Below are 18851 nucleotides of genomic sequence, written 5' to 3'. Positions count from 1 at the left end.
CAGATGACGGCTCGCAAAATGCGAAAAAAGCTCTTAAAGCATGGTGCTGTTCAATGACGGCATCATGCTCAGGAGCACTCGCGACGCTGGGCTCAGCTTTTGTCCAGCCGTCCCTCATCATCGATCAACGTGAGTCTGGACGGGGCGCTATCGCTCCATGTCCAGAGTATGAGGTTGATGTCATCGTCGGTGGCGCCGCGCGCAAAGCTGCGAACCAGCAATCCGTCAAAGCCATCGGCGATCAGCGTTTCGGCAAAAATCTGCGTGCGCGCTTTTCCGGCTCCCCTCATCTGATCGCGCCAGGTCGGATCGGCCAAGGCGTCCGGCGTCATTCCGAACAGCTTAAGCGTAACAGGATCGCGACCGTCGAAAACGGTCGCGACATCGGCGTCATAGGAAACGATTGTCGTGGGTTGCAGATCACCCACCTGATTGGCTTCGCGAATGGCGGTGTGGAGAGATGTCGCGCAGTAGAGCGCAGCCATGCCTTTCGGATTGAAACGGCCGCCATGCAGTTGCGCGCCGCGCCCCGAATAGGGTTCACGCGCATAGATCGGGTTCAATGCCCGATAAAGTTTCCCGCGATAGCGCATGGATGCCGTCAGGCGTAAACGCCCGCATCGACCGCGTCGATATAATCCAGCACGTCGCTCGCCCGGCCCTCCTGCACAAGCTGCATCGCCGTCCGCCCGGAAAATCCCGGCAGAGGCTCCGACCTGTACCAGGCATAGGCAATGAGCGCGGACCCGAAACGAGGGCTGGTCTTCGTGACAATCTCGACCATTTCCCTCAGACGGCGTTGGGTCTTGTCGGAACGCAGCCGCTCCTTGCGCTGCACCGCATCGCGGCCCAGCCCGGCCGACCGCGCCACTTCCTCACTGGTCGTGCGAAATGCCGCCGCAATCTTGATCGGCGCGAACAGCCCATGATCGGCATAGTCCAGCAGGCTCATATCATTTCCTACCACAGTAATTCTGACGCAATATAGCGTCAAAATTATCGGCATTCAAGGATCGGATAGGGTCAGCCATTTCCTAGACCCACCCCTCTCCGCGCAACCCCACGACCGACGCTTCCTCGACCCGTCGCGTCGCTGCATCCTTCACCAAGTCCAGAAACCGCCGCTGGATCGCGGTCGGGCGCCAGCTACGGCGCGTCGTGATGCCCACCAGACGCCGGCTGGTTTCCAGCGGCGGACCGATCTGGGTCAGCAATCCGCTGCGGATCTGCAACGCCACCTGATCGGGCGACAACAGCGTCAGAAAATGTCCCTCGGTCAGCAGCCGGCCGATAATCATCACCGATCCGCATTCGATCGGCGTCGGCGGTTGGGGCTGGTCGGCGAACAATTGCTGCCATTGTTCGCGCAGCGGCGAATTGGCCGGCGCGACGATCCAGGGATAGGCGGCCAACTGCGCCATGGTCGGTGCTGCCACCTGCGCCAGCGGATGTCCGCTGCCCGCCGCGATCACCAATCGATCCTCCCCCAGCGGCATCTGGTAAAGGTCGGCAATCTCGTAAGGCCGCAGGGCACCCACGATCATATCGATCACGCCGTCGCGCAGCGGCTCGACCAGTTCGCGCCAACTGCCCTCCAGCACCTTGAACGCCGCGCGCGGCTCCTCTCGCGTCAGCCGGCCCATGGCTGCGGGCACCAGATAGGGGCGTGACAGAGGCAGCGCGCCGAAGGCGATCAGTTCGCTGCCGCTGCCGCTATCCAGACCCAGATCGGCGATCGCCGCCGAAATCTCCGCCACCGCCAGCCGCGTGCCGCGCGCCAGCCGCTTGCCCGCCGGGTTCAGCCACACCACCCGCCCGCGCCGCTCGACCAGCTTGCCGCCGATCATCTGTTCCAGATCGCCGACTGCACGATGCACCGCCGTCTGGGACAGGCCTGTCCCCTGTGCGGCGGACGCGAAACTGCCTGCCTCCGCCAGCGCCAGAAAGGCGCGCAACTGCGTCATCGTCATCAGCCGCTCGGGGTGCAGGAACACCGCCGACAGCCCCTTCGCGCCCGCCGACAGATGCTCCAGCGCCGCCTGCGCGCGATCGATCACGATTTCCCCCATCGGCGTCGCGATCATGCCGCCCGATCGCCGCTCGAACAGCGTGTAGCCGAATTGCCGCTCCAGCTTGGCCAGCCCCTGCGTCAGCGCCGGCTGCGACAGGCTGACGGCATCGGCGGCGGCCGTGATGCCGCCATGCTCCCGGATCGCGAGCAGCGCGCGCAGGTGCCGCAGATTGAGATCGAACGGATCGGTGGACATGGTGGCGACATCCTAATGCCTCCCGACGGGAACGCCAGCGGCTTTGAAAATTTGAATGGACTGACCATTTATCAAATGGTAGGACCATTACCGAACGAAAAACCGATTTATGTGTCCAACTCGTTGTCTCATTCATCAAGGAGGGGAAGCCCCGTGGATTTCGAACTACCCGACGATATCAAGGAATTCTGCGACGTTACGCGCACCATTGTCCGTGACCTGCTGCCTTATGAGGTCGCCTTTCAGGAGACAGGGGTCATCCCGCCGATCGTGCGTCAGACGCTGGTCGACAATGGCTATTTCGGCATGGCCCTGCCCGAAGCCTATGGCGGCCTTGGCCTTGGCGCATTGGCGCAGGCGGCGGTGCAGATCGAACTTGCCCGCCTCCCTCCCCAGTTCTGGACCGAACTGCGCCCGCTGATGGGACCGGGGGCAAAGAACATCATCTATCATGCCAGCGAGGAACAGCGCGCCGCCCTGCTTCCCGGCATGGCCACCGGCGAAATCCCGATCGCCTTTGCGCTGACCGAACCCAATAGCGGCTCCGATCCGGGTTCGATGCGTACCACCGCCGTTCGCAATGCCGACGGCTGGCGCATCAATGGCAGCAAGACCTTCATTTCCAACGGGAAGAAGGCCAAATATGTCATCGTCTACGCTTATACGGACAAGGCCGCGGGCGCCCGCAACGGCATCTCCGCGTTCCTGATGCCAGCCGACACGCCCGGCTTCTCCGTCACCGGCACGATCGAATTGATGGGCACCGCCTCGCCGGGCGTGTTCGAACTCAGCTTCGACGAATGCCAGGTGCCGGCCGACGCGCTGCTCGGCGAAGAGGGGCAGGGCTTTCGTTATGCACTCGAAGGCCTCAATGAAGGCCGTATCAATGTCGGCGCCACAGCGGTCGGCATGGGAGAATATGCGCTCGAACTGGCGATCGAGGAATCAAAGGTGCGCCCGGCCTTTGGCGGCGTCATCTCCGAATTTCAGGCGATCCGCCACTATCTCGCCAATATGGCAACCGACATGCGTGCCGCCCGCCTGATGCTGCTCGACGCCGCCTGGCGCTATGACCAGGGCGACAAGAGCCGCGAGCGGGCCGCCATGGCCAAACTGTTCGCGACGGAAGCAGGTAGCCGCACTGTCGACACCGCTGTCCAGATCTTTGGCGGCAATGGCTATTGCCGCGGCTTCGCGGTGGAGCGCCTGTATCGCGATATCCGCATCACTCGGATCTACGAAGGCTCCTCGGAAATCCAGCGCAACACCATCGCCCGCGAACTGCTGCGCTAAGGTGGAAAGGGGGGAGGGGCGCCGCCCCTCCCCTCTCTTGTCAGATCAATTGTCCCGCAGTCCGCAAATCCGCGACCGCCTTATCGGACAATCCCAATTCTTCCGTCAGCAATGACGCCCCATGTTCGCCAAGGTCCGCGACCAGATCGCGCGGCTGCGCCCGCGATCCGCTCATACGGAATGGCGGATTGGGCACCGCGAACGGACCAGCCTCGTCATGGATCGTCGTCCACGCCTCCCGCGCGGCCAATTGCGGATCGTCCAGCACCTCCGCCATATCCCGGTAGCGGGCACACGGCACGCCATGCTGTGACAGGATCGCTTCCGCTTCGGCCGATGTCCGTTCGACGGTCCATTGCTCGGTCAGACCCAGCAATGTCGCCCAATTGGCGTTGCGATCGGCATTAGTACGAAAGCGCGGATCATCACGCCATTCGGGATGGCTGACCGCATCGCTCAACTGCTCGAAATTGCGTGGGCTGGTCGGCGCAACCATGATGAAGCCGTCGCTGGTCCGCAGCGGAGAATAGAGCGGCCGCCGCGCACCACCGGGAAACTGCGCCTCCTGCGCTTCGAAAACCAGCATACCGACCATTGCTTCCAGCATCGACAGGTCGATATGCTGGCCCTGCCCGGTCTTCTCCCGCTGGTACAGTGCCGCCTGGATCGCACCAAAGGCATGGGTGCCGCCCAGCACATCGGCGACAAAAATGCCGCCGGTCGCCGGGCGGTCCGCACCATCCTGATAATGGAGATTGACCATGTCGAACCCACTCGCCGCATGGATCACCGGCGCATAGGCGGGATGATGAGCCTTTGGCCCCTGCTGCCCGTAGCCGGAGATGGAGCAGTAGATCAGCTGCGGGTTGATGGCCGACAGCGTCGCATAGTCCAGCCCAAAACGATGCATCACACCGGGCCGGAAATTCTCCACCACCACATCGAATCGCTTCACCAGTTCGAGGATCAGCGTGCGAATTTCCGACGACTTGAGGTTGCAAGCGATCGACCGCTTGCCTGCGTTCAGATGACCGAAATAGGCGCTATGTCCTTCGCGCACCGGCGGGCGAGCGCGTACCTGATCGCCCTCCAGCGATTCCACCTTCACCACGTCCGCACCCAGATCGGCCAGCATCCGCGTCGCGAACGGCCCCGCCATCACGCTGGTAAAATCCAGCACCCGCACACCGGCCAGAGCATCGCCCTCCGCCGCAGCCTGTTCTTCAGCCATGCCTCATCCTTGATAGAGCCAAATATTGAATGGTCCTACCTATTGCATGATGCCGCTGGACGGTCAATTCATCCGGCCGCCCTGCCGCGCGCCTTCCCGATCTTCGCCGGCATATCCTGCGCCTTCAGGTTCTTTCGGACGTGGCGATGTACCCGTTCCAGATGCTTGCGCATTTCCGCTGCGGCCGCATCCGCATCCCGCGAGCGCATATGTCGGACCAGCTTGAAACGGGAGTCGATCAGCGTTTCCTGCAACGTCTCATAATCCGGTCCCTGAACAAATTCGTGCAGGATGGCAGATAGCGAATCCACGAAGATACCGAACATACGATTCTTGGTCGCGCGCGCCAGCACACGATAATAAGCCGCCGCGCATTCATAACGCGCTTCCACACTTGTTTCCTGCCGCGTTCGTTCTGCAATCGCCTCCAGTTCGGCCAGATCGGCGTCGCTGGCTCGCTCGCAGGCGAGGCGGACGATGATATCCTGCGTCGCCAGTCGCGCCTCGGTCAGTTCGTCCAGCGAGACATTGCCCAGATGCACATAATCCTGCATCGCCTGAACAATCCTGTCGGGTTCGGCGGACTGGATGAAGGCGCCGCCCTTCACGCCCTTCACATTGCGGATGATGCCCGCCACTTCCAGGCTGCGTAGTGCTTCGCGCAAGGCGCTGCGGCTGACCTGGAACTCCGCTGCCAGCTCGCGTTCGGCCGGCAACTTGTCACCGGTTTTCAACGTCCCGGCCGCCAATTGGGCGCGAATCTGCTCGCAGATGACCTCGAAAGCGCGCTGCGTCTTGATCGGCGCGAAATTGGGTGAGGAAGAGGGCATTTTCATGTCGGGCAAACCTGTTGATCGGGAAAGCCAACGCTAACGCTCTCCGATCAATCCGGCAATGGTTCGACCAGCCTGCTTGACATGAAATCATAATGTTATAATGGTCTTACCATTAACGGAGGATGTTGAGATGAAGATCCTTGTGCCCGTGAAGCGGGTGATTGACTATAATGTGAAGCCTCGGGTGAAGGCGGACGGTACGGGCGTCGATCTGGCGAACGTGAAGATGAGCATGAACCCGTTCGACGAGATTGCGATCGAGGAAGCCATTCGCCTGAAGGAAAAGGGCGTGGCGACCGAGGTTGTGGCGGTATCGATTGGCGTTGCGAAGGCGCAGGAAACGCTGCGGACCGCACTTGCGATGGGCGCGGACCGGGCGATCCTGATCCAGACGGATGACGAGGTTGAGCCGCTGGGCGTGGCCAAGCTGCTCGCCAAGGTGCAGGAGGAAGAGGCTGCTGGCCTGATCATCCTGGGCAAGCAGGCGATTGACGATGACAGCAACCAGACCGGCCAGATGCTCGCTGCGCTGCTGGGCCTGCCGCAGGGTACCTTCGCCAGCAAGGTCGAGGTCGAAGGCGACACGGTGAATGTCACCCGCGAAGTCGATGGCGGTCTGGAAACGGTGAAGCTCAATATCCCGGCGATCGTCACCACCGACCTGCGCCTGAACGAACCGCGCTATGCCTCGCTGCCCAACATCATGAAGGCCAAGGCCAAGCCGCTGGCGACCAAGACGCCCGCCGATTACGGCGTGGACACAAGCACCCGTCTGGAGACGCTCAAGGTGTCCGAACCGCCCAAGCGCTCGGCCGGCGTCAAGGTCGCGGATGTCGACGAACTGGTGGCAAAGCTCAAGGCTCTGGGAGTGGCAGCATGACGAAGGCTCTTGTTTGGGTTGAACATGAAGGCGGCGCGGTCAAGGACGCGACGCTTTCGGCCGTGACCGCCGCGGCGAAGCTGGGCGAAGTGCATCTGCTGGTCGCCGGTGCGGGCATCGACGGTGTCGCCGCTGCGGCTGCAAGGATTGCCGGCGTGGGCAAGGTCCATGTTGCCGACGACGCGGCCTTTGGTCATGCGCTGCCGGAAAATGTCGCGCCGCTGATCGTCGAACTGATGGCCGGCCACGACGCCTTCGTCGCGCCGGCCACCAGCAACGGCAAGAATATCGCACCGCGCGTTGCCGCCCTGCTCGACGTTATGCAGATCAGCGATATCCTGTCGGTGGAGAGCGAAGATATGTTCACGCGCCCCATCTACGCCGGCAATGCGATTGCGACGGTCAAGTCGAAGGATGCCAAGAAGGTCATCACCGTGCGTGGCACCGCCTTCGAGAAGGCAGCCAGCGAGGGTGGTTCGGGCGTCGTGGAAGCCGTGGCTTCGACCGGGGACAAGGGTATTTCCAGCTTCGTGGGTGCCGAGATCGCCAAGCTGGAACGGCCTGAACTGACCAGCGCCAAGATCATCGTGTCGGGTGGCCGGGCGCTGAAGGACGGCGAGACGTTCGAGGCGACGATCTTCCCGCTGGCGGACAAGCTGGGCGCTGCGGTGGGTGCGAGCCGTGCTGCGGTGGACGCCGGCTATGTGCCCAACGACTATCAGGTCGGGCAGACCGGCAAGATCGTGGCGCCCGAAGTCTATATCGCGGTCGGCATTTCCGGGGCGATCCAGCATCTGGCGGGCATGAAGGACAGCAAGACCATCATCGCCATCAACAAGGATGAGGATGCCCCGATCTTCCAGGTCGCCGACATCGGCCTCGTCGGTGATCTCTTCAAGGTCGTCCCAGAACTTACCGAAAAGCTATTCTCAGCTTAAAATTTCTGCAAAATATTACGCAGACATTCAAATCTGTTTTTACCGAGAAATATAAATGTAATTAATATTATTATTGATGGTAGAATTTCCGATATTCTTTCATAATTTCACAAAAAGCGGAAAGCCCGAACGTTACCGTATCCTTGCTGTCGGGATCAGGCCTGTCCGGCTTCGGATACGTCGCGGATCGCTATCCGCGACGCTACGGCTTCCCAAATTCGCCAATCGCTGCTCCCTTGCCCTGACACCCTCTATAGAGGTCTGGCATACTCAGCGCCCATTCGAGCAAGGCCATACCCCACCCATGATCGTGGAATAATCGATGGCCGCAGCCGAGGCGATGCTTGTTGTCCCTTCGAGTTCGGCACCATCACCAAAAGCGAGAAGCCGCAGGGAGAGGATATAAGGCCGCTCTTTGGCTCCCCCCATTCGCGCACACGGCCGGATGGTAATGGCAGGCTGGCCGGAACCCGATCATCAAACGCGTTGACCGCTCCCGCCGCGGCCGACCGATCCAGACATGGATCGATCAGGATATCCAGGCCACCGCCGCACGAAGGCGAAAGTCGATCCGCGCTACCCTTCCCATAACGATGCAGGGCTGACACATCCGCCAAGCGTGCCGCCCGACCGTCCGCTACCAACTGATGTTCCAGGCAGGTATCCGATGGGTTTCCGCGATAGACCAACCGGCATCGATTGCCAGCTGTGCGCCCAGTCGACGTGAAAAACCGCCTTCAATTTTGATCGGCGAATTTCCGGACGATTTCGACGGTCATGGCGGTAGCGTTGCGGACGCGGTCGCTATTGTAGGCGCTGTCAGCGAAGATGTGTTCAACGCAATGGTGGCGTTGGCGCGATTGCTTGAGCAGCGGCACAGCGCCATCGCGATCCTGCACATCAGCGCTATGGACCAGCAAGGCGAGTGTCCGGCCATCTGTATCGACCATGGCGTGCCGTTTGCGGCCCATGATCTTCTTGCCTGCATCATAGCCACGCGGCCCACCCGCTTCGGTCGTTTTCACGCTTTGGCTGTCAATGACCGCCGCTGATGGCATCGGCTCCCGCCCTGTTCGGACACGGTCGATCTGGACCAGATGGCGGTTCAGGCTCTCAAACAGCCCCTCGTCACGCAGGGCGCAGAACCACCGATAGACCGTGCGCCATGGCGGAAAACTGTCGGGCAATAGCCGCCATGGGCATCCGGCTCGCAACAGATAGGAAATCCCCTCGATGATCTCCCCCATCGGCCAGCGCCGTCCCACATGACAAGGTGCTGGCAAATAGGGTTCGATCCAATCCCATTCTGCATCCTTAAGATCGCTTCCATAGCGAAGCTGTGCGCGGCTATGGTGCGCGCGGGCGGTCGGATTCCACATCATGTATTCCAAGGTTGGTCTCGAAACCCCTCGCAATCATATCGAAACCCGATCGTCCACCATTACGCCTGCGTTCTGACACAGCCTCTCACACGCCTTCACGCAGCTATTGCAAAAGCGACATAAGGTGACAAATCCGCACGCATTTTGCGGTTCTTTTGTCACTTTATCGCCCACTCTTCGCGATCGGAATTCGTTCACCTCGTCTCGCGACCAGCACAACGCTTCGTATCGGTCACCGCCATGACATTTCCGCCGTCAGTCGTAGCGGCAGGCACATCACCATCATGATCTGCTCCATTGTGTCCTCCAGCGCCTCTTCGAATGTCTCGCCGAACAGTTCACCATCGGTACCGTGGTGGCGCACGAGAATGTTGAGGAACATGAGACTGACACTAATCAACCGTCGCTGCGCCACATGCGGTGGCAGATAATCAACCCGTTCGCGTAGCAAACGCAGCGCTCTGGTAAGGTTCGCCGGCTCAGATCCGCTGAAATCACCAAATTTGGGTGATTGACTTTGCAGCAGATACTGGCTGAGGAAGATGGCATAGCTGTGATTGCCGTCAGCATCCTGAAGGTCCAGTTGCGGCAGCAACACGACCTCCAACAGGGTACGTGCATCCTTCAAACGTCCGTCCGTTTCCGCCCGTTGCAGCATTGTCCAGCACGCATGCTCCATCTGGTCCCTGCGATAATCGAAAATGGCCTGGACAAGCCCGTCGCGTGAACCAAAATGATACTGGACTGCGGCGTGATTGCCCTGACCTGCCTGCGCCGCAATCTCCCGCATGGACGCACCCTGGATGCCATTTTTCGCGAATAGCTGTTCGCCCGCCAGGATCGATCGCGTCTTGCCGTCGAGATTCTCCCCATTCCCCTCGCCTGCCACTTGATCCGCCATGCACGGACTCATGGGTGACGGCAACGAGCGCAAGATAAGCGGCCCCATGTGATCTTGCGAAAGCGCACATTTCAACATTACCAAGAGTCACCGCCGCTCGGACAAAGGATCTTCATCTCCCCCTCCGTTCACCCGCCACCCCTGGCCAATAGGCGACTGACCCGGCGGACAGGGGCCGGTCTTTGACCCATAAATGTAAGAATAGGCATCTAGGGCGTGGGACATCCCGCAGAAACACGCGGCTGCTAGCAGACGGAAAGTCAAGGTGATACAGAAACTGGCGGAAGGCCGAATGTTGGCCTACGCCTCCGGCAATTTCGGCAAGGCACTGCTGTTCGGTGGTGCAGACCTGACCATCCTGTTCCTGCTGACCGACATATTGGGCCTGGACGGCACGACAGCGGGATCACTGATGTTGGCGGCCTTGTGCGGCGATCTGGTCTTCGACCTCATCGCCGCCCGCCTCGTTATCCGGCTGAGGCAGGCCGGCAAGGGCTATCGCTGGATGGTCGCGGCTGCGGCAATGCCATGTGGGCTGGCCTTCACGTTGCTCTATGCCATGCCCGCATTGGGCGCGGTGCAATTATGGATGCTTGCGGCCGCGCTGCTGGTGTTCCGTGGCGCCTATGCCGTCATCGACGTGCCCCATAATGCACTGATGGCGCAGCTTACCCGTGATAGCCGGGCACGCGGGCGTGTATCAGGCTATCGATTGTTCTTCAGTACGACCAGCGCCTTGATCGTAGCGACCCTATTGACCCCGTTGGTCCAACAGGCAGGAAGCGAGCAGGCCTTCGGGCGGCTGGCCATCGCCGGTGCGGTAGCCGGCGGGCTTTTTGCCTTCACCATGATCCTTTGTGCATGGACGTCCGGACGCGCCATTGCGCCATCGGCGCGACGCGATGCCACGCAGGATGGCATCCGTATCCCGCTGCGCGATCCCATGGTGATCGGCATGGGCCTTCTTGCCTTACTGACCGGCTTTGCAGCGCCGACCTTCGGGCGAATGTTGCTCTATATCAGCAGCTATGTCGTCTATCGTCCGGAACTTGTCACGACCTTGCTGCTGGCACTGACAATGGGACAATTTGCGGGCGTGCTGCTCTGGACCGCCATGACCGGGCGGTTCAGCAAGAGCATCTTGCTCGCCATGGGGCATGGCGTCAGCATGGTCGGGTTGATCGGCTTTGCCATCTGCCTGTCCTGGCCGCCTGCGCTGACGGTCTGCACCGCCATCATCGGCTTCGGCCTCGCCAGCGTCTTCATGCTGCCCTGGGGACTGCTGGCCGATGCCGTCGATGTCGTGGAATGGCGGCATGGCCGGCGCTTCGAGACGGGGTTGTTCGCCTTCTACCTCGTCTTGGTGAAGGCCAGCGGCGCCGCCTCGACCAGCCTGATCGGCTGGACGCTGGGCTGGCTGGGTTATCTGCCCGGCCAGCCGCAGGCGCTATCGGTCCAGATCGGCATGCTTGGTCTGGGACTGGGCATCCCGCTGATCGGCAGTATGACCGCCATCCTGCTGATGCGGCGGTTCGACCTCGGCCATGCCCGCCATGGCCGGCTTGTCACGCTGTTGAACCGGCGCGATCAGTCGGGGGCAGAGCCGGTTTCCGGATTGAAGCGCGGATTGCCGAAATCGAGCGGCGATGGTGTGACCTTTACCGGAGGATTGGCGCTTTCGGACCAGGCGCGGCACAGCATATCACGCAGCATGGCAGCACCCGCCGCCGTCCGTTCATAGACCATCGCGCGGACATCCTTGTCAGCGAAATCGGCAAAGCCGTTGCGCTTCTCCAGCGTGTAGACAGGACCGACCTTGCCCCCGGCTTCGTCGAGGAAGGCGAGGACGGCGTCGAACATGTCGCCGCTGCGGTGATCGGGAGCGCCGATGCGCGGAGCGATATCGGCCACGGTCAGCTTGATGCCATCGACGAACTGGCTTTCGAACCGGCCATGGACGCTGCGGTCGGTCGTGAACCCCTTGGGATTGTCGCCGCGCCAGCCATCCGAATGGATCGAGTCATGCATGGGCTGCGCGCCATCGCCGATATAATGGCCAAGGCGGATGGCCTGGAAGGCGCAATGCTGCTCGGGCACCGACACGTCGCCGCCGTCGGCCTGCGCCTTGCGGACATAACGCATGCACACGACCAGCCGGTCATAGGCCTCGATCGCGGCATAGGGCAGAGTGCCGGTCCAGCGGACATTGGTGCGCGCCGCGGTCGCGGGATCGCTTTCCTTGATCGCCTCATAACGCTTGTAGAGCGCGATCACGAATTCGTAGCGCGAACGCGGAACCGGCTTCAGGAAACTAAACTGCTCGCGGAACCAGCCATGGTTCGGATCTTCCTCGATCTTCGAGAAATTCTCCGAATCCCCGCGCCAACTATCGGGCAGAGAGGCCGACGCCGCGATATAATCGACATGCTTGCGCAGGAATATCGGGCCGTCATCGGGAATGGCCTCGATCGCAGCGCGGTCGATCACGCTATGGGCGGTGCCGCCCCAGGCATGCGCTGCCGTGGGCAGCATGGTCAGGGCGGTGACGAGGGCGAATATGCGCATGGGACGGCTCCGTGTCAGGGGTCGAGAGGATCGCGCGGGTCGATCCGTGCGGAGGTACGGCTGGGGCGGAAGGCGAGTTCGGTGGGCGAGAAGCGACGGCCGATCCGGCCGGGCTGGTAGTCCAGTTCGTCGGCATTGCGTTTGGTGAACTGGACGCTTTCGATCATGGCGCTCTGCTGCGGATTGCAGACGATCAGCGCATCATCGTCGAGCGGCGCGCCCATCGCCATCAACAGCCGTGATGCGTTGCGCAAGTTGGTCGTCGTGTGCCGGGCATAGGGTTCGATCAGGATCGCATCGGCCGGCACGCCATAGCGGTCGATCAAGGCCCTGCGCATCTCTTCCGCCTCCGCAAAGCGGGTTGCGCGCGGATGGGCGCGGCCACCGGTGACGATAATGAAGGGAATGTCGCCCTGCGCGAAGCGGCTGGCGGCCAGACGCAGATGATATTTGCCATAGGGGCTGAGCGGCATGCCTTCCACTTCCGGGCCAACGCCGGTCAGGATCATCGCGCTGAAACGATAGTTGCTCCAGCCGATCGTCTTCGCCCGCGCCATGGCCGGGGCATTGGCGCCGCCCGTCAGCGGTTCATAGCCGATCGCATCGGTGCGGTCGCTGACGTCCAGCAGCGCCAGCGCATAGTCGATGCTGGGATCCAGCGCCTGCGCCGACTTGTCGCGCGGCGTGCGCGACAGCCAGTCCGCGGCCTGAAGCCGGGCCTGTCGCTCCTGCGGGTCGATCAGCCCCGCCCCGTCGATTTGCGGATAGGATGGGACTTGCCCCAGCCCATAGGTCCGCACGATCGCATTAACGCCCTCCATTTCCCGCCGGATCTGCGCTGGCGCGCCGTCATCCGCCGTCGGAAGGTTGGTGAGCGAAGATGCGGCGCGCGCCATGGTTTCGAGGTCTGCCGACGCCCAGATCATCGCCTGCGCCGCGCAGACCAGATCTTGCCCGCAGGCCGCGCGCCGATCCTGCCGGGCGCGTAGCAAAGTGGAGATGCCGGGAGCAGCCTTGATCCGGTCCAGCGTCGCAGGATCGCGCCCCGTCGCATCGAATAGCGGGAAGAGGCGCTGCGACAGCGCCTCTGTCACCGTGTCACCTACTATCCCGGCGCTAACCGGGACAGGGGTGAACGCAACCGCCGCTGCCGTCATGAGCAGGCTTGTCATCCTCGGCCGCATCACCAGCTCTTGCTGATGACGAGGCGGAAGTTGCGGCCAAAGATCGGGCGGCCGTAGATCGCCTCCGAACTGCCCTGCCCGCTCAGCGAGTCGGTGCGAGTGTTGCCTTCGGTCAGGCCATGGGCGTTGAAGAGGTTGTCGCCCACGATCTGCGCCTGCCAGCTGCCGCGGCGCGCCGTGATGCCCGCGCCGACCGTGCCATAGGCCGGCAGCGCGGTGTTGTTGTAGAGGTCGACGAAGCGCTTGCCCATATAGGTGTAGCGGCCATAGACGGAGATATCCGTGTCGCCCGTCTCGAAATCGAAACTGGGGCGGATATTGCCATAGACCTTGGGCTGGCGGACGATCTGATTGCCTTCGGCCTGTTCCGGGTCGGCGCCGGTCGAGCTTTGGAAATTCTTATATTTGGGATCGCTGATGGTGAGCGCGCCGTTGAGCGAGAACCAGTTGGTTAGAGCCAGCTTGCCGTCAAACTCCACGCCCTTGACCTGCGCTTCGCCGATGAAGGGAATGTTGACGTCGTTGCGGCCCGTGGTCGGATCAAAGGCCAGGAAGCTGGCGTTGAGCGGATCGAAATTGGTGTAGAAGCCGGTGACGTAGAGATAGGAGCGGCCGAAGGCGAGCTTCAGGCCTGCTTCGAACTGGTCGGCCTTGGTCGTGATGATGGTCGGGTTGATGCTCATCACCGTCTGGACGTTGGGCGGCGTTTCCAGGTGCGAGGCGCGGCCATAGACGCCGACATGGCTGGAAAAGTCATAGTTCGCGCCGACCGTCCAGTTGGTAACGTTGGGCTTCAGCGTCTGGTTGATAATGACCCCGGTGAAGGCGCGGGTGCTGTCATCCGCAAGCGTCGTGGCGTCACCCAGATTGGCGGCCTCGGTCAGCGCGGCCCAGCCCTTGTAGCTGTAGCGCTCGTGACGGATACCCGCATCGATGCGCAGGCCCGGTATGATTTCCCAGGTATCGTTGGCATAGAGTGCAAACATCTTCGCATCGCTGTCGCCCTGATTGAGAGTCGCGGCATAGTTGAGCACGCCATTTTCGGTCACGCGGCCGATCTCGGTGCCGGCTGCGTTGTAGGCGACCAGGTCGAGCGTGCGGGGCTTGCCGGAAACCTCGATCAGATAATTCTGGTAGAGGGTGCGGCTGCTTTCGCCATAGAGGCTGCCATAGAGGCCGAGCTTCAGGTCATGGCTGCCGAACCCGGTTTCGAACTTGCGGGCGACGGACAGGTTGGCCTGACCCGAATAATATTTCGAATGGATGTCGCGATACTGGCCCTGCATCACCAGACCCGATGCCGAAGTGGGATCATAGACGGTGTTGGTGCCGGCGAGCGTATAGCCGAAATGGTCGACCGCGCCGAAGGCGGCGGTGGCGCGGGCGAGATAGCCGCTGGCAAATGTGGTGCCATCTGCCGGGTTCGTGGTCGAATAGAAAGCGGTGAAGTCGTTCTTGCCCTGCGTGTAGCCCGCCTTGGCCGATACCAGCCATTCGCCAAATTCGCCCTCATATTGGGCGCCGAAATTGATCATCTGCATATGGCGTCCATCGGACAGGTCGCTGTTGCGGCTCTGAATCTGGCCGGTGCCATCCCGATACATGAGGTTCACGTTGCGCAGCGCCGGCGAGTTCATCGTGCCGTCGAAATAGTCGATATATTTGTCGAGCGAGACGCTGGGATCGCGTGGATCGGCGGTCGGGATCGGCAGATAGAAGACGTTGTGGTCGTTCACATAGTTCACGTTGAACTTGACCGATCCATTGTCGAAATCATGTTTGATATTGGCGCGGATCTGGCCACCCTTGTCATTGGGAAAGCCATTGTCGCGATACCCGTCATGCTGGCGAATGAAGCCGCCGATCGCATAATAGGTGTCCTTGCCCAGCGGTCCCGCCTGATAGGCGTCCAGGCGATAAAGGCCGGTGTCGCCCAACGTCAGTTGCGCCTTGCCGCGCGGCGTATCACTGCCGGTGACGGTGATGGCGTTGATGATCGCGCCCGAATAGCTGGCATAGACCGGCGCCGGGCCGCCGCGCACGACCTCCACATGGTCGGTCATCAGATCCTGCTTCAGGATCGCGTCGCCACGGAAGAAGACGCCGTCATTCTCGTGGAACAGCGGCAAGCCGTCCTGCTGGAAGCTGACGAAGCCTCCGTCATTGGGCAGGCCGCGGATGCGGTAGATATTCTGGACTTCGCCACCGGTGATTTCGGTCTGGAAACCGGGCAACTGACCGATCAGGTCGGCGAAGTTCACCGGCGCGATCTTCTCCACATCTTCGTTCGAGATGGTGTTGATCGCATAGGATACGTCGAAGCGGCGCTGGGCGCGGGTGGAACCGGTGACGATGATGTCGCTCGACCCATTGCCAGCGTCGGCGGCCTGTTCGGCCGGCCCGCTATCCTGCGCAAAGGCAGGCGACATGGAACAGAGCGCCGCAAGGGCGGTGCCGGTAGCCAAAATGGTCTTGAACATGGAGAGCCCCTCTTTGATTGGTCGGGCGCTCCCCTGATGCAGCGATGTGACATTTTTAATTATTGTTGTGAAAATAATTAAATGAGCGGTCAGTTTGCGGTGAATCATCTAGCCAAATCAACGAAAACAGCTGTTATCCAATGGTTTGTGCAGGATTTTGGAACGTGGGAATTTGGACTCAGTTGGTCGCAGTCAGACCGAGTTTGACGCCTATTTTATCACGATTTCTATCGCCCTTTATCAGAGGAGCAGTTCAGTCAGGAAACGAATCTGATGTCCAAAAATATGGGAACTATATACCTAACTAGCCACAAATCTATTGACCGGATCGCTCGATTTGGCTAGTTAGGTTTCATGACCAACAAGCCTGAAACCGTGAGCCTCTATCAGTTTTTCCAGCGGTTCCCTGATGAGTCCGCTGCGCGGGCATATTTCGAGAATAACCGTTGGGCTGGCGAAGTTTCCTGCCCCCATTGCGGTGGCCTCTCGGTCGCATCCATCGCCAGCATGAAGCCTATGCCGTATCGCTGCCGCGACTGCCGCCAGCATTTCAGCGTCCGCACTGGCACTGTGTTAGCTGAAAGTCGCCTGCCGCTGCACAAGTGGCTGATGGCGATCTACATGATGACCACGGCGCGCAAGGGTATTCCTTCGACGCAGATGGCCCGCGAATTGGGCATCACGCAAAAATCGGCATGGTTCCTTGCCCAGCGCATCCGCGAAACTTGGCTCGCTGGCTCCGGTCCCGACATGGGCAATCATGTGCAGGTCGATGAAGCCTACATTGGTGGCAAAGAGAAGAACAAGCACGCTGACAAGAAGCTTCATGCTGGCCGGGGCGGCGTTGGCAAGACTGCGGTTGTAGGCATCCGTGACGATAATGACCAAGTGCGCGCCAAGCCGGTCGCAGATACCGGCGCAAAGACCCTTACGGGCTTCGTCACCGCGAATGTTCCCGCTGGGTCATCAGTCGTCACTGACGAAGCAAGCGCCTATCTCGGCCTCACCGGCAAGGGCTACATTCACCACACCGTGAATCACAGCGCAGGCGAATACGTCCGCGACTATTGTATTCACACCAACGGCATTGAAAGCTTCTGGGCGCTCCTGAAGCGCGGCCACTATGGCATTTACCACTTCATGTCGCCCAAGCATCTACACCGATACGTCAACGAATTTTCGTTCCGCCAGAATACGCGCGAAGCTGGCACTATGGGCTTCATCGACATGACCATTGGCCGGATGATCGGCAAGCGCATCACCTACAAGGAATTGACTCATGCCGGATAATAAGAGCGAAATTGAGCCAATCGACGCTAGTTTCGACGATGTGGCAAAGGCGATGGTCGCAACTGGCTCGCCCCCTGTCGTAGCAGGGCCAGTCCCCGCCGCCGTGGTCGACGGCTTCTTGCCAATCGGAAGCGTCGACATTCCTTGCGCGGTTCTGGATGACATTCATAATACTCGCGTCTTGACCCAAGAGGGCTTTCTGAAGTCAATCGGGCGAGCTGGCAAAGCGAAGGGTGGCGAGGGATCGACGGTCGACGGTTTGCCGCCTTTTTTGCGCGCAAAGAGCCTTATTCCCTTTATTACCAGTGACTTAATAAGGTCGACAGAACCGATCATTTTCGAGACGCGACGGGGCGTCAAGGCGTTTGGCTACCGTGCAACTTTGTTGCCGTCCGTCTGCTGGGTGTATCATGATGCAATGCTGGCGGGCGCGCTTCTGCCCTCGCAGGAGCATATCGCCAAAGAGTGCCAAAAGCTTCTTCGCGCACTCACTGACAAAGCCATTAATGACCTTGTTGATGAAGCTACTGGCTTCCGCGATCTCAACCGCCGCAGGGTTCTTGAAGACGTTCTGCGGCAATATGTTAGCGCGGAAGCGTTGCCATGGGCGCTGACTTTTGACGACGACCTTTATATGAACATATTCCGCTTGAACGGCTGGGATTTCACAGAGGCCTCCATCAAGAAGCGCCCCGGCATCGTGGGGAAATGGACGAACGATTTTTACGAGCGGCTTGCACCGGGCGTTCTCGCAGAAATTCAACGGACCGTACCAAGAGATGAAAAGGGTAGACCGAAGGTTCGTCTGCATCAGATGCTGTCAGAACACGTTGGTCACCCGAAGTTGCGTGAGTTTCTGGAGGGCATCAAGGCGCTTATGCGCATTTCAAACGACTGGCCGACCTTCCAGAGTCATTTGGCGCGGGCATATCCTCATTTCGACGAAACGCTACAACTCAGCTTCATGGATAAAATCGCCCTTCCGTCCCCAGTCAAGAAAGCAGGGAAGGCTCAATCATGACGATACTCGGCTATATATTGATGGCCATCGGCATCATGAGCTTACTTGGGAATCTAACCGGAGCAGGTGGGGCAAACGACCCTGATCCTTCAGGCGTAAATCAGCGCGCTATAATTTGGCTCGCCGTCATAGGGGTAGGAGCATCGTTGGTGTGGTGGTTCTAATGGCTAGTTAGGTATATAGTTCCCCTTGATAAAGGCTCTTTGGTAGCCGTCGTGGTTTTGATGCCCAGGGTATCCCGGCCCTGCTAAAGGCCGTGAGGATCTGAAGAAAGAATAAGCTTTCGTCGTTCCAGTCAAAAGCGTCGCGACATATGTCCCAATATAGCCGATTCAGACCGTCCCTCTGCCTTCCGAGTCAATACAACACTATGGCGTGATACGCTGCCCCTCGATCGCAACACGATATGCATGTACGTCTTCGGACGGACTGTGTTTTTCAGCTCCGAAGCCAAATGACGGCTCCTTCAAAAGCAGACGCTTTCGGATTCTGTCGGGAACGACGAGTGTGTCCCACGATAAGGTATTCGCTTTCGACGAAACCGACCCCTTGCCGCCACTTAACGACCAAATCTTATTCCCCA

The 18851-nt window shown here is 60.3% G+C and carries 14 protein-coding genes and 2 pseudogenes; 6 read left to right on the top strand and 10 right to left on the bottom strand.

What is annotated here, in order from left to right; genetic code table 11:
• Positions 1–92: 92 nt before the first annotated feature.
• From ACNHGR_RS20590 to ACNHGR_RS20580, 3 genes are all read right to left on the bottom strand, one after another.
• Positions 93–593 carry an RES family NAD+ phosphorylase gene (locus tag ACNHGR_RS20590; RefSeq protein ID WP_475288597.1) on the bottom strand — a complete coding sequence of 167 codons (501 nt, stop codon included), beginning with the start codon at positions 591–593 and terminating at the stop codon, positions 93–95.
• Between the two features lie 8 nt (positions 594–601).
• A complete protein-coding gene (locus ACNHGR_RS20585) occupies positions 602–952 on the bottom strand; it encodes an antitoxin Xre/MbcA/ParS toxin-binding domain-containing protein (RefSeq protein ID WP_475288596.1) in 351 nt (116 codons plus the stop codon).
• Positions 953–1034: 82 nt separating this feature from the next.
• The gene (locus ACNHGR_RS20580; RefSeq protein WP_184274580.1) at positions 1035–2267 is read right to left on the bottom strand and encodes a LysR family transcriptional regulator; all 1233 of its coding nucleotides are present in this window, start codon (positions 2265–2267) and stop codon (positions 1035–1037) included.
• Positions 2268–2420: 153 nt separating this feature from the next.
• Here ACNHGR_RS20580 and ACNHGR_RS20575 point away from each other — a divergent pair, with 153 nt between their 5' ends.
• Entirely contained in the window at positions 2421–3560 is a 1140-nt protein-coding gene (locus ACNHGR_RS20575) for an acyl-CoA dehydrogenase family protein (protein WP_093020579.1), read from the top strand.
• Positions 3561–3600: 40 nt separating this feature from the next.
• Here ACNHGR_RS20575 and ACNHGR_RS20570 read toward each other — a convergent pair whose 3' ends face one another.
• The gene (locus ACNHGR_RS20570; protein WP_475288594.1) at positions 3601–4791 is read right to left on the bottom strand and encodes a CaiB/BaiF CoA transferase family protein; all 1191 of its coding nucleotides are present in this window, start codon (positions 4789–4791) and stop codon (positions 3601–3603) included.
• Between the two features lie 68 nt (positions 4792–4859).
• Positions 4860–5627, bottom strand: coding sequence for a FadR/GntR family transcriptional regulator (locus ACNHGR_RS20565; protein WP_475288593.1), 768 nt, complete (start codon positions 5625–5627; stop codon positions 4860–4862).
• A gap of 130 nt (positions 5628–5757) precedes the next feature.
• Here ACNHGR_RS20565 and ACNHGR_RS20560 point away from each other — a divergent pair, with 130 nt between their 5' ends.
• Entirely contained in the window at positions 5758–6507 is a 750-nt protein-coding gene (locus tag ACNHGR_RS20560) for an electron transfer flavoprotein subunit beta/FixA family protein (RefSeq protein WP_475285576.1), read from the top strand.
• Positions 6504–7445 carry an electron transfer flavoprotein subunit alpha/FixB family protein gene (locus tag ACNHGR_RS20555; protein ID WP_475288591.1) on the top strand — a complete coding sequence of 314 codons (942 nt, stop codon included), beginning with the start codon at positions 6504–6506 and terminating at the stop codon, positions 7443–7445. Before ACNHGR_RS20560 ends, ACNHGR_RS20555 begins: the two co-directional genes overlap by 4 nt.
• 743 nt (positions 7446–8188) lie before the next feature.
• Here ACNHGR_RS20555 and ACNHGR_RS20550 read toward each other — a convergent pair.
• Both ACNHGR_RS20550 and ACNHGR_RS20545 read right to left on the bottom strand, forming a co-directional pair.
• Positions 8189–8824 (bottom strand): annotated as a pseudogene (locus ACNHGR_RS20550) (IS5 family transposase); the annotation flags it as partial.
• A 235-nt stretch (positions 8825–9059) separates the two neighbouring features.
• Complete coding sequence (locus ACNHGR_RS20545; RefSeq protein ID WP_475288590.1) at positions 9060–9776, bottom strand: TetR family transcriptional regulator; 717 nt, start codon at positions 9774–9776, stop codon at positions 9060–9062.
• Between the two features lie 244 nt (positions 9777–10020).
• Here ACNHGR_RS20545 and ACNHGR_RS20540 point away from each other — a divergent pair.
• Positions 10021–11256 (top strand): annotated as a pseudogene (locus ACNHGR_RS20540) (MFS transporter); the annotation flags it as partial.
• A gap of 59 nt (positions 11257–11315) precedes the next feature.
• Here ACNHGR_RS20540 and ACNHGR_RS20535 read toward each other — a convergent pair.
• The 3 genes from ACNHGR_RS20535 to ACNHGR_RS20525 are packed head-to-tail and all read right to left on the bottom strand — an operon-like array spanning position 11316 to position 15957.
• Positions 11316–12293, bottom strand: a complete 978-nt coding sequence (locus ACNHGR_RS20535) for a phospholipase C/P1 nuclease family protein (protein ID WP_475288589.1) — start codon at positions 12291–12293, stop codon at positions 11316–11318.
• Positions 12294–12307: 14 nt separating this feature from the next.
• Positions 12308–13465 (bottom strand): YdcF family protein, encoded by a 1158-nt coding sequence (locus ACNHGR_RS20530; RefSeq protein WP_475288588.1) that lies wholly within the window; start codon positions 13463–13465, stop codon positions 12308–12310.
• 11 nt (positions 13466–13476) lie between these two features.
• The gene (locus tag ACNHGR_RS20525; RefSeq protein WP_475288586.1) at positions 13477–15957 is read right to left on the bottom strand and encodes a TonB-dependent receptor; all 2481 of its coding nucleotides are present in this window, start codon (positions 15955–15957) and stop codon (positions 13477–13479) included.
• A 354-nt stretch (positions 15958–16311) separates the two neighbouring features.
• On the opposite strand from ACNHGR_RS20525, the gene ACNHGR_RS20520 reads away from it, so the two are divergent.
• Together ACNHGR_RS20520 and ACNHGR_RS20515 are read left to right on the top strand one after the other, a co-directional pair.
• Positions 16312–17247, top strand: coding sequence for an IS1595 family transposase (locus ACNHGR_RS20520; protein WP_475288585.1), 936 nt, complete (start codon positions 16312–16314; stop codon positions 17245–17247).
• Positions 17237–18268: a P63C domain-containing protein gene (locus ACNHGR_RS20515; protein ID WP_475288584.1), complete on the top strand. Its 1032-nt coding sequence runs from the start codon at positions 17237–17239 to the stop codon at positions 18266–18268. Before ACNHGR_RS20520 ends, ACNHGR_RS20515 begins: the two co-directional genes overlap by 11 nt.
• The last annotated feature ends 583 nt before the right edge of the window (positions 18269–18851 follow it).

The organism is Sphingobium sp. RS1, assembly GCF_056156825.1.
Note: the sequence above shows the minus strand (reverse complement) of the source record. Positions and strands in the feature narration are given on the sequence as shown.

Excerpts from the sequence above, each read along its gene's own strand:
- ACNHGR_RS20590 (WP_475288597.1), bottom strand. The coding sequence starts at position 593 with ATGCGCTATCGCGGGAAACTTTATCGGGCATTGAACCCGATCTATGCG.
- ACNHGR_RS20585 (WP_475288596.1), bottom strand. The coding sequence starts at position 952 with ATGAGCCTGCTGGACTATGCCGATCATGGGCTGTTCGCGCCGATCAAG.
- ACNHGR_RS20580 (WP_184274580.1), bottom strand. The coding sequence starts at position 2,267 with ATGTCCACCGATCCGTTCGATCTCAATCTGCGGCACCTGCGCGCGCTG.
- ACNHGR_RS20570 (WP_475288594.1), bottom strand. The coding sequence starts at position 4,791 with ATGGCTGAAGAACAGGCTGCGGCGGAGGGCGATGCTCTGGCCGGTGTG.
- ACNHGR_RS20565 (WP_475288593.1), bottom strand. The coding sequence starts at position 5,627 with ATGAAAATGCCCTCTTCCTCACCCAATTTCGCGCCGATCAAGACGCAG.
- ACNHGR_RS20560 (WP_475285576.1), top strand. The coding sequence starts at position 5,758 with ATGAAGATCCTTGTGCCCGTGAAGCGGGTGATTGACTATAATGTGAAG.
- ACNHGR_RS20555 (WP_475288591.1), top strand. The coding sequence starts at position 6,504 with ATGACGAAGGCTCTTGTTTGGGTTGAACATGAAGGCGGCGCGGTCAAG.
- ACNHGR_RS20545 (WP_475288590.1), bottom strand. The coding sequence starts at position 9,776 with ATGGGGCCGCTTATCTTGCGCTCGTTGCCGTCACCCATGAGTCCGTGC.
- ACNHGR_RS20535 (WP_475288589.1), bottom strand. The coding sequence starts at position 12,293 with ATGCGCATATTCGCCCTCGTCACCGCCCTGACCATGCTGCCCACGGCA.
- ACNHGR_RS20530 (WP_475288588.1), bottom strand. The coding sequence starts at position 13,465 with ATGACAAGCCTGCTCATGACGGCAGCGGCGGTTGCGTTCACCCCTGTC.
- ACNHGR_RS20525 (WP_475288586.1), bottom strand. The coding sequence starts at position 15,957 with ATGTTCAAGACCATTTTGGCTACCGGCACCGCCCTTGCGGCGCTCTGT.
- ACNHGR_RS20520 (WP_475288585.1), top strand. The coding sequence starts at position 16,312 with ATGACCAACAAGCCTGAAACCGTGAGCCTCTATCAGTTTTTCCAGCGG.
- ACNHGR_RS20515 (WP_475288584.1), top strand. The coding sequence starts at position 17,237 with ATGCCGGATAATAAGAGCGAAATTGAGCCAATCGACGCTAGTTTCGAC.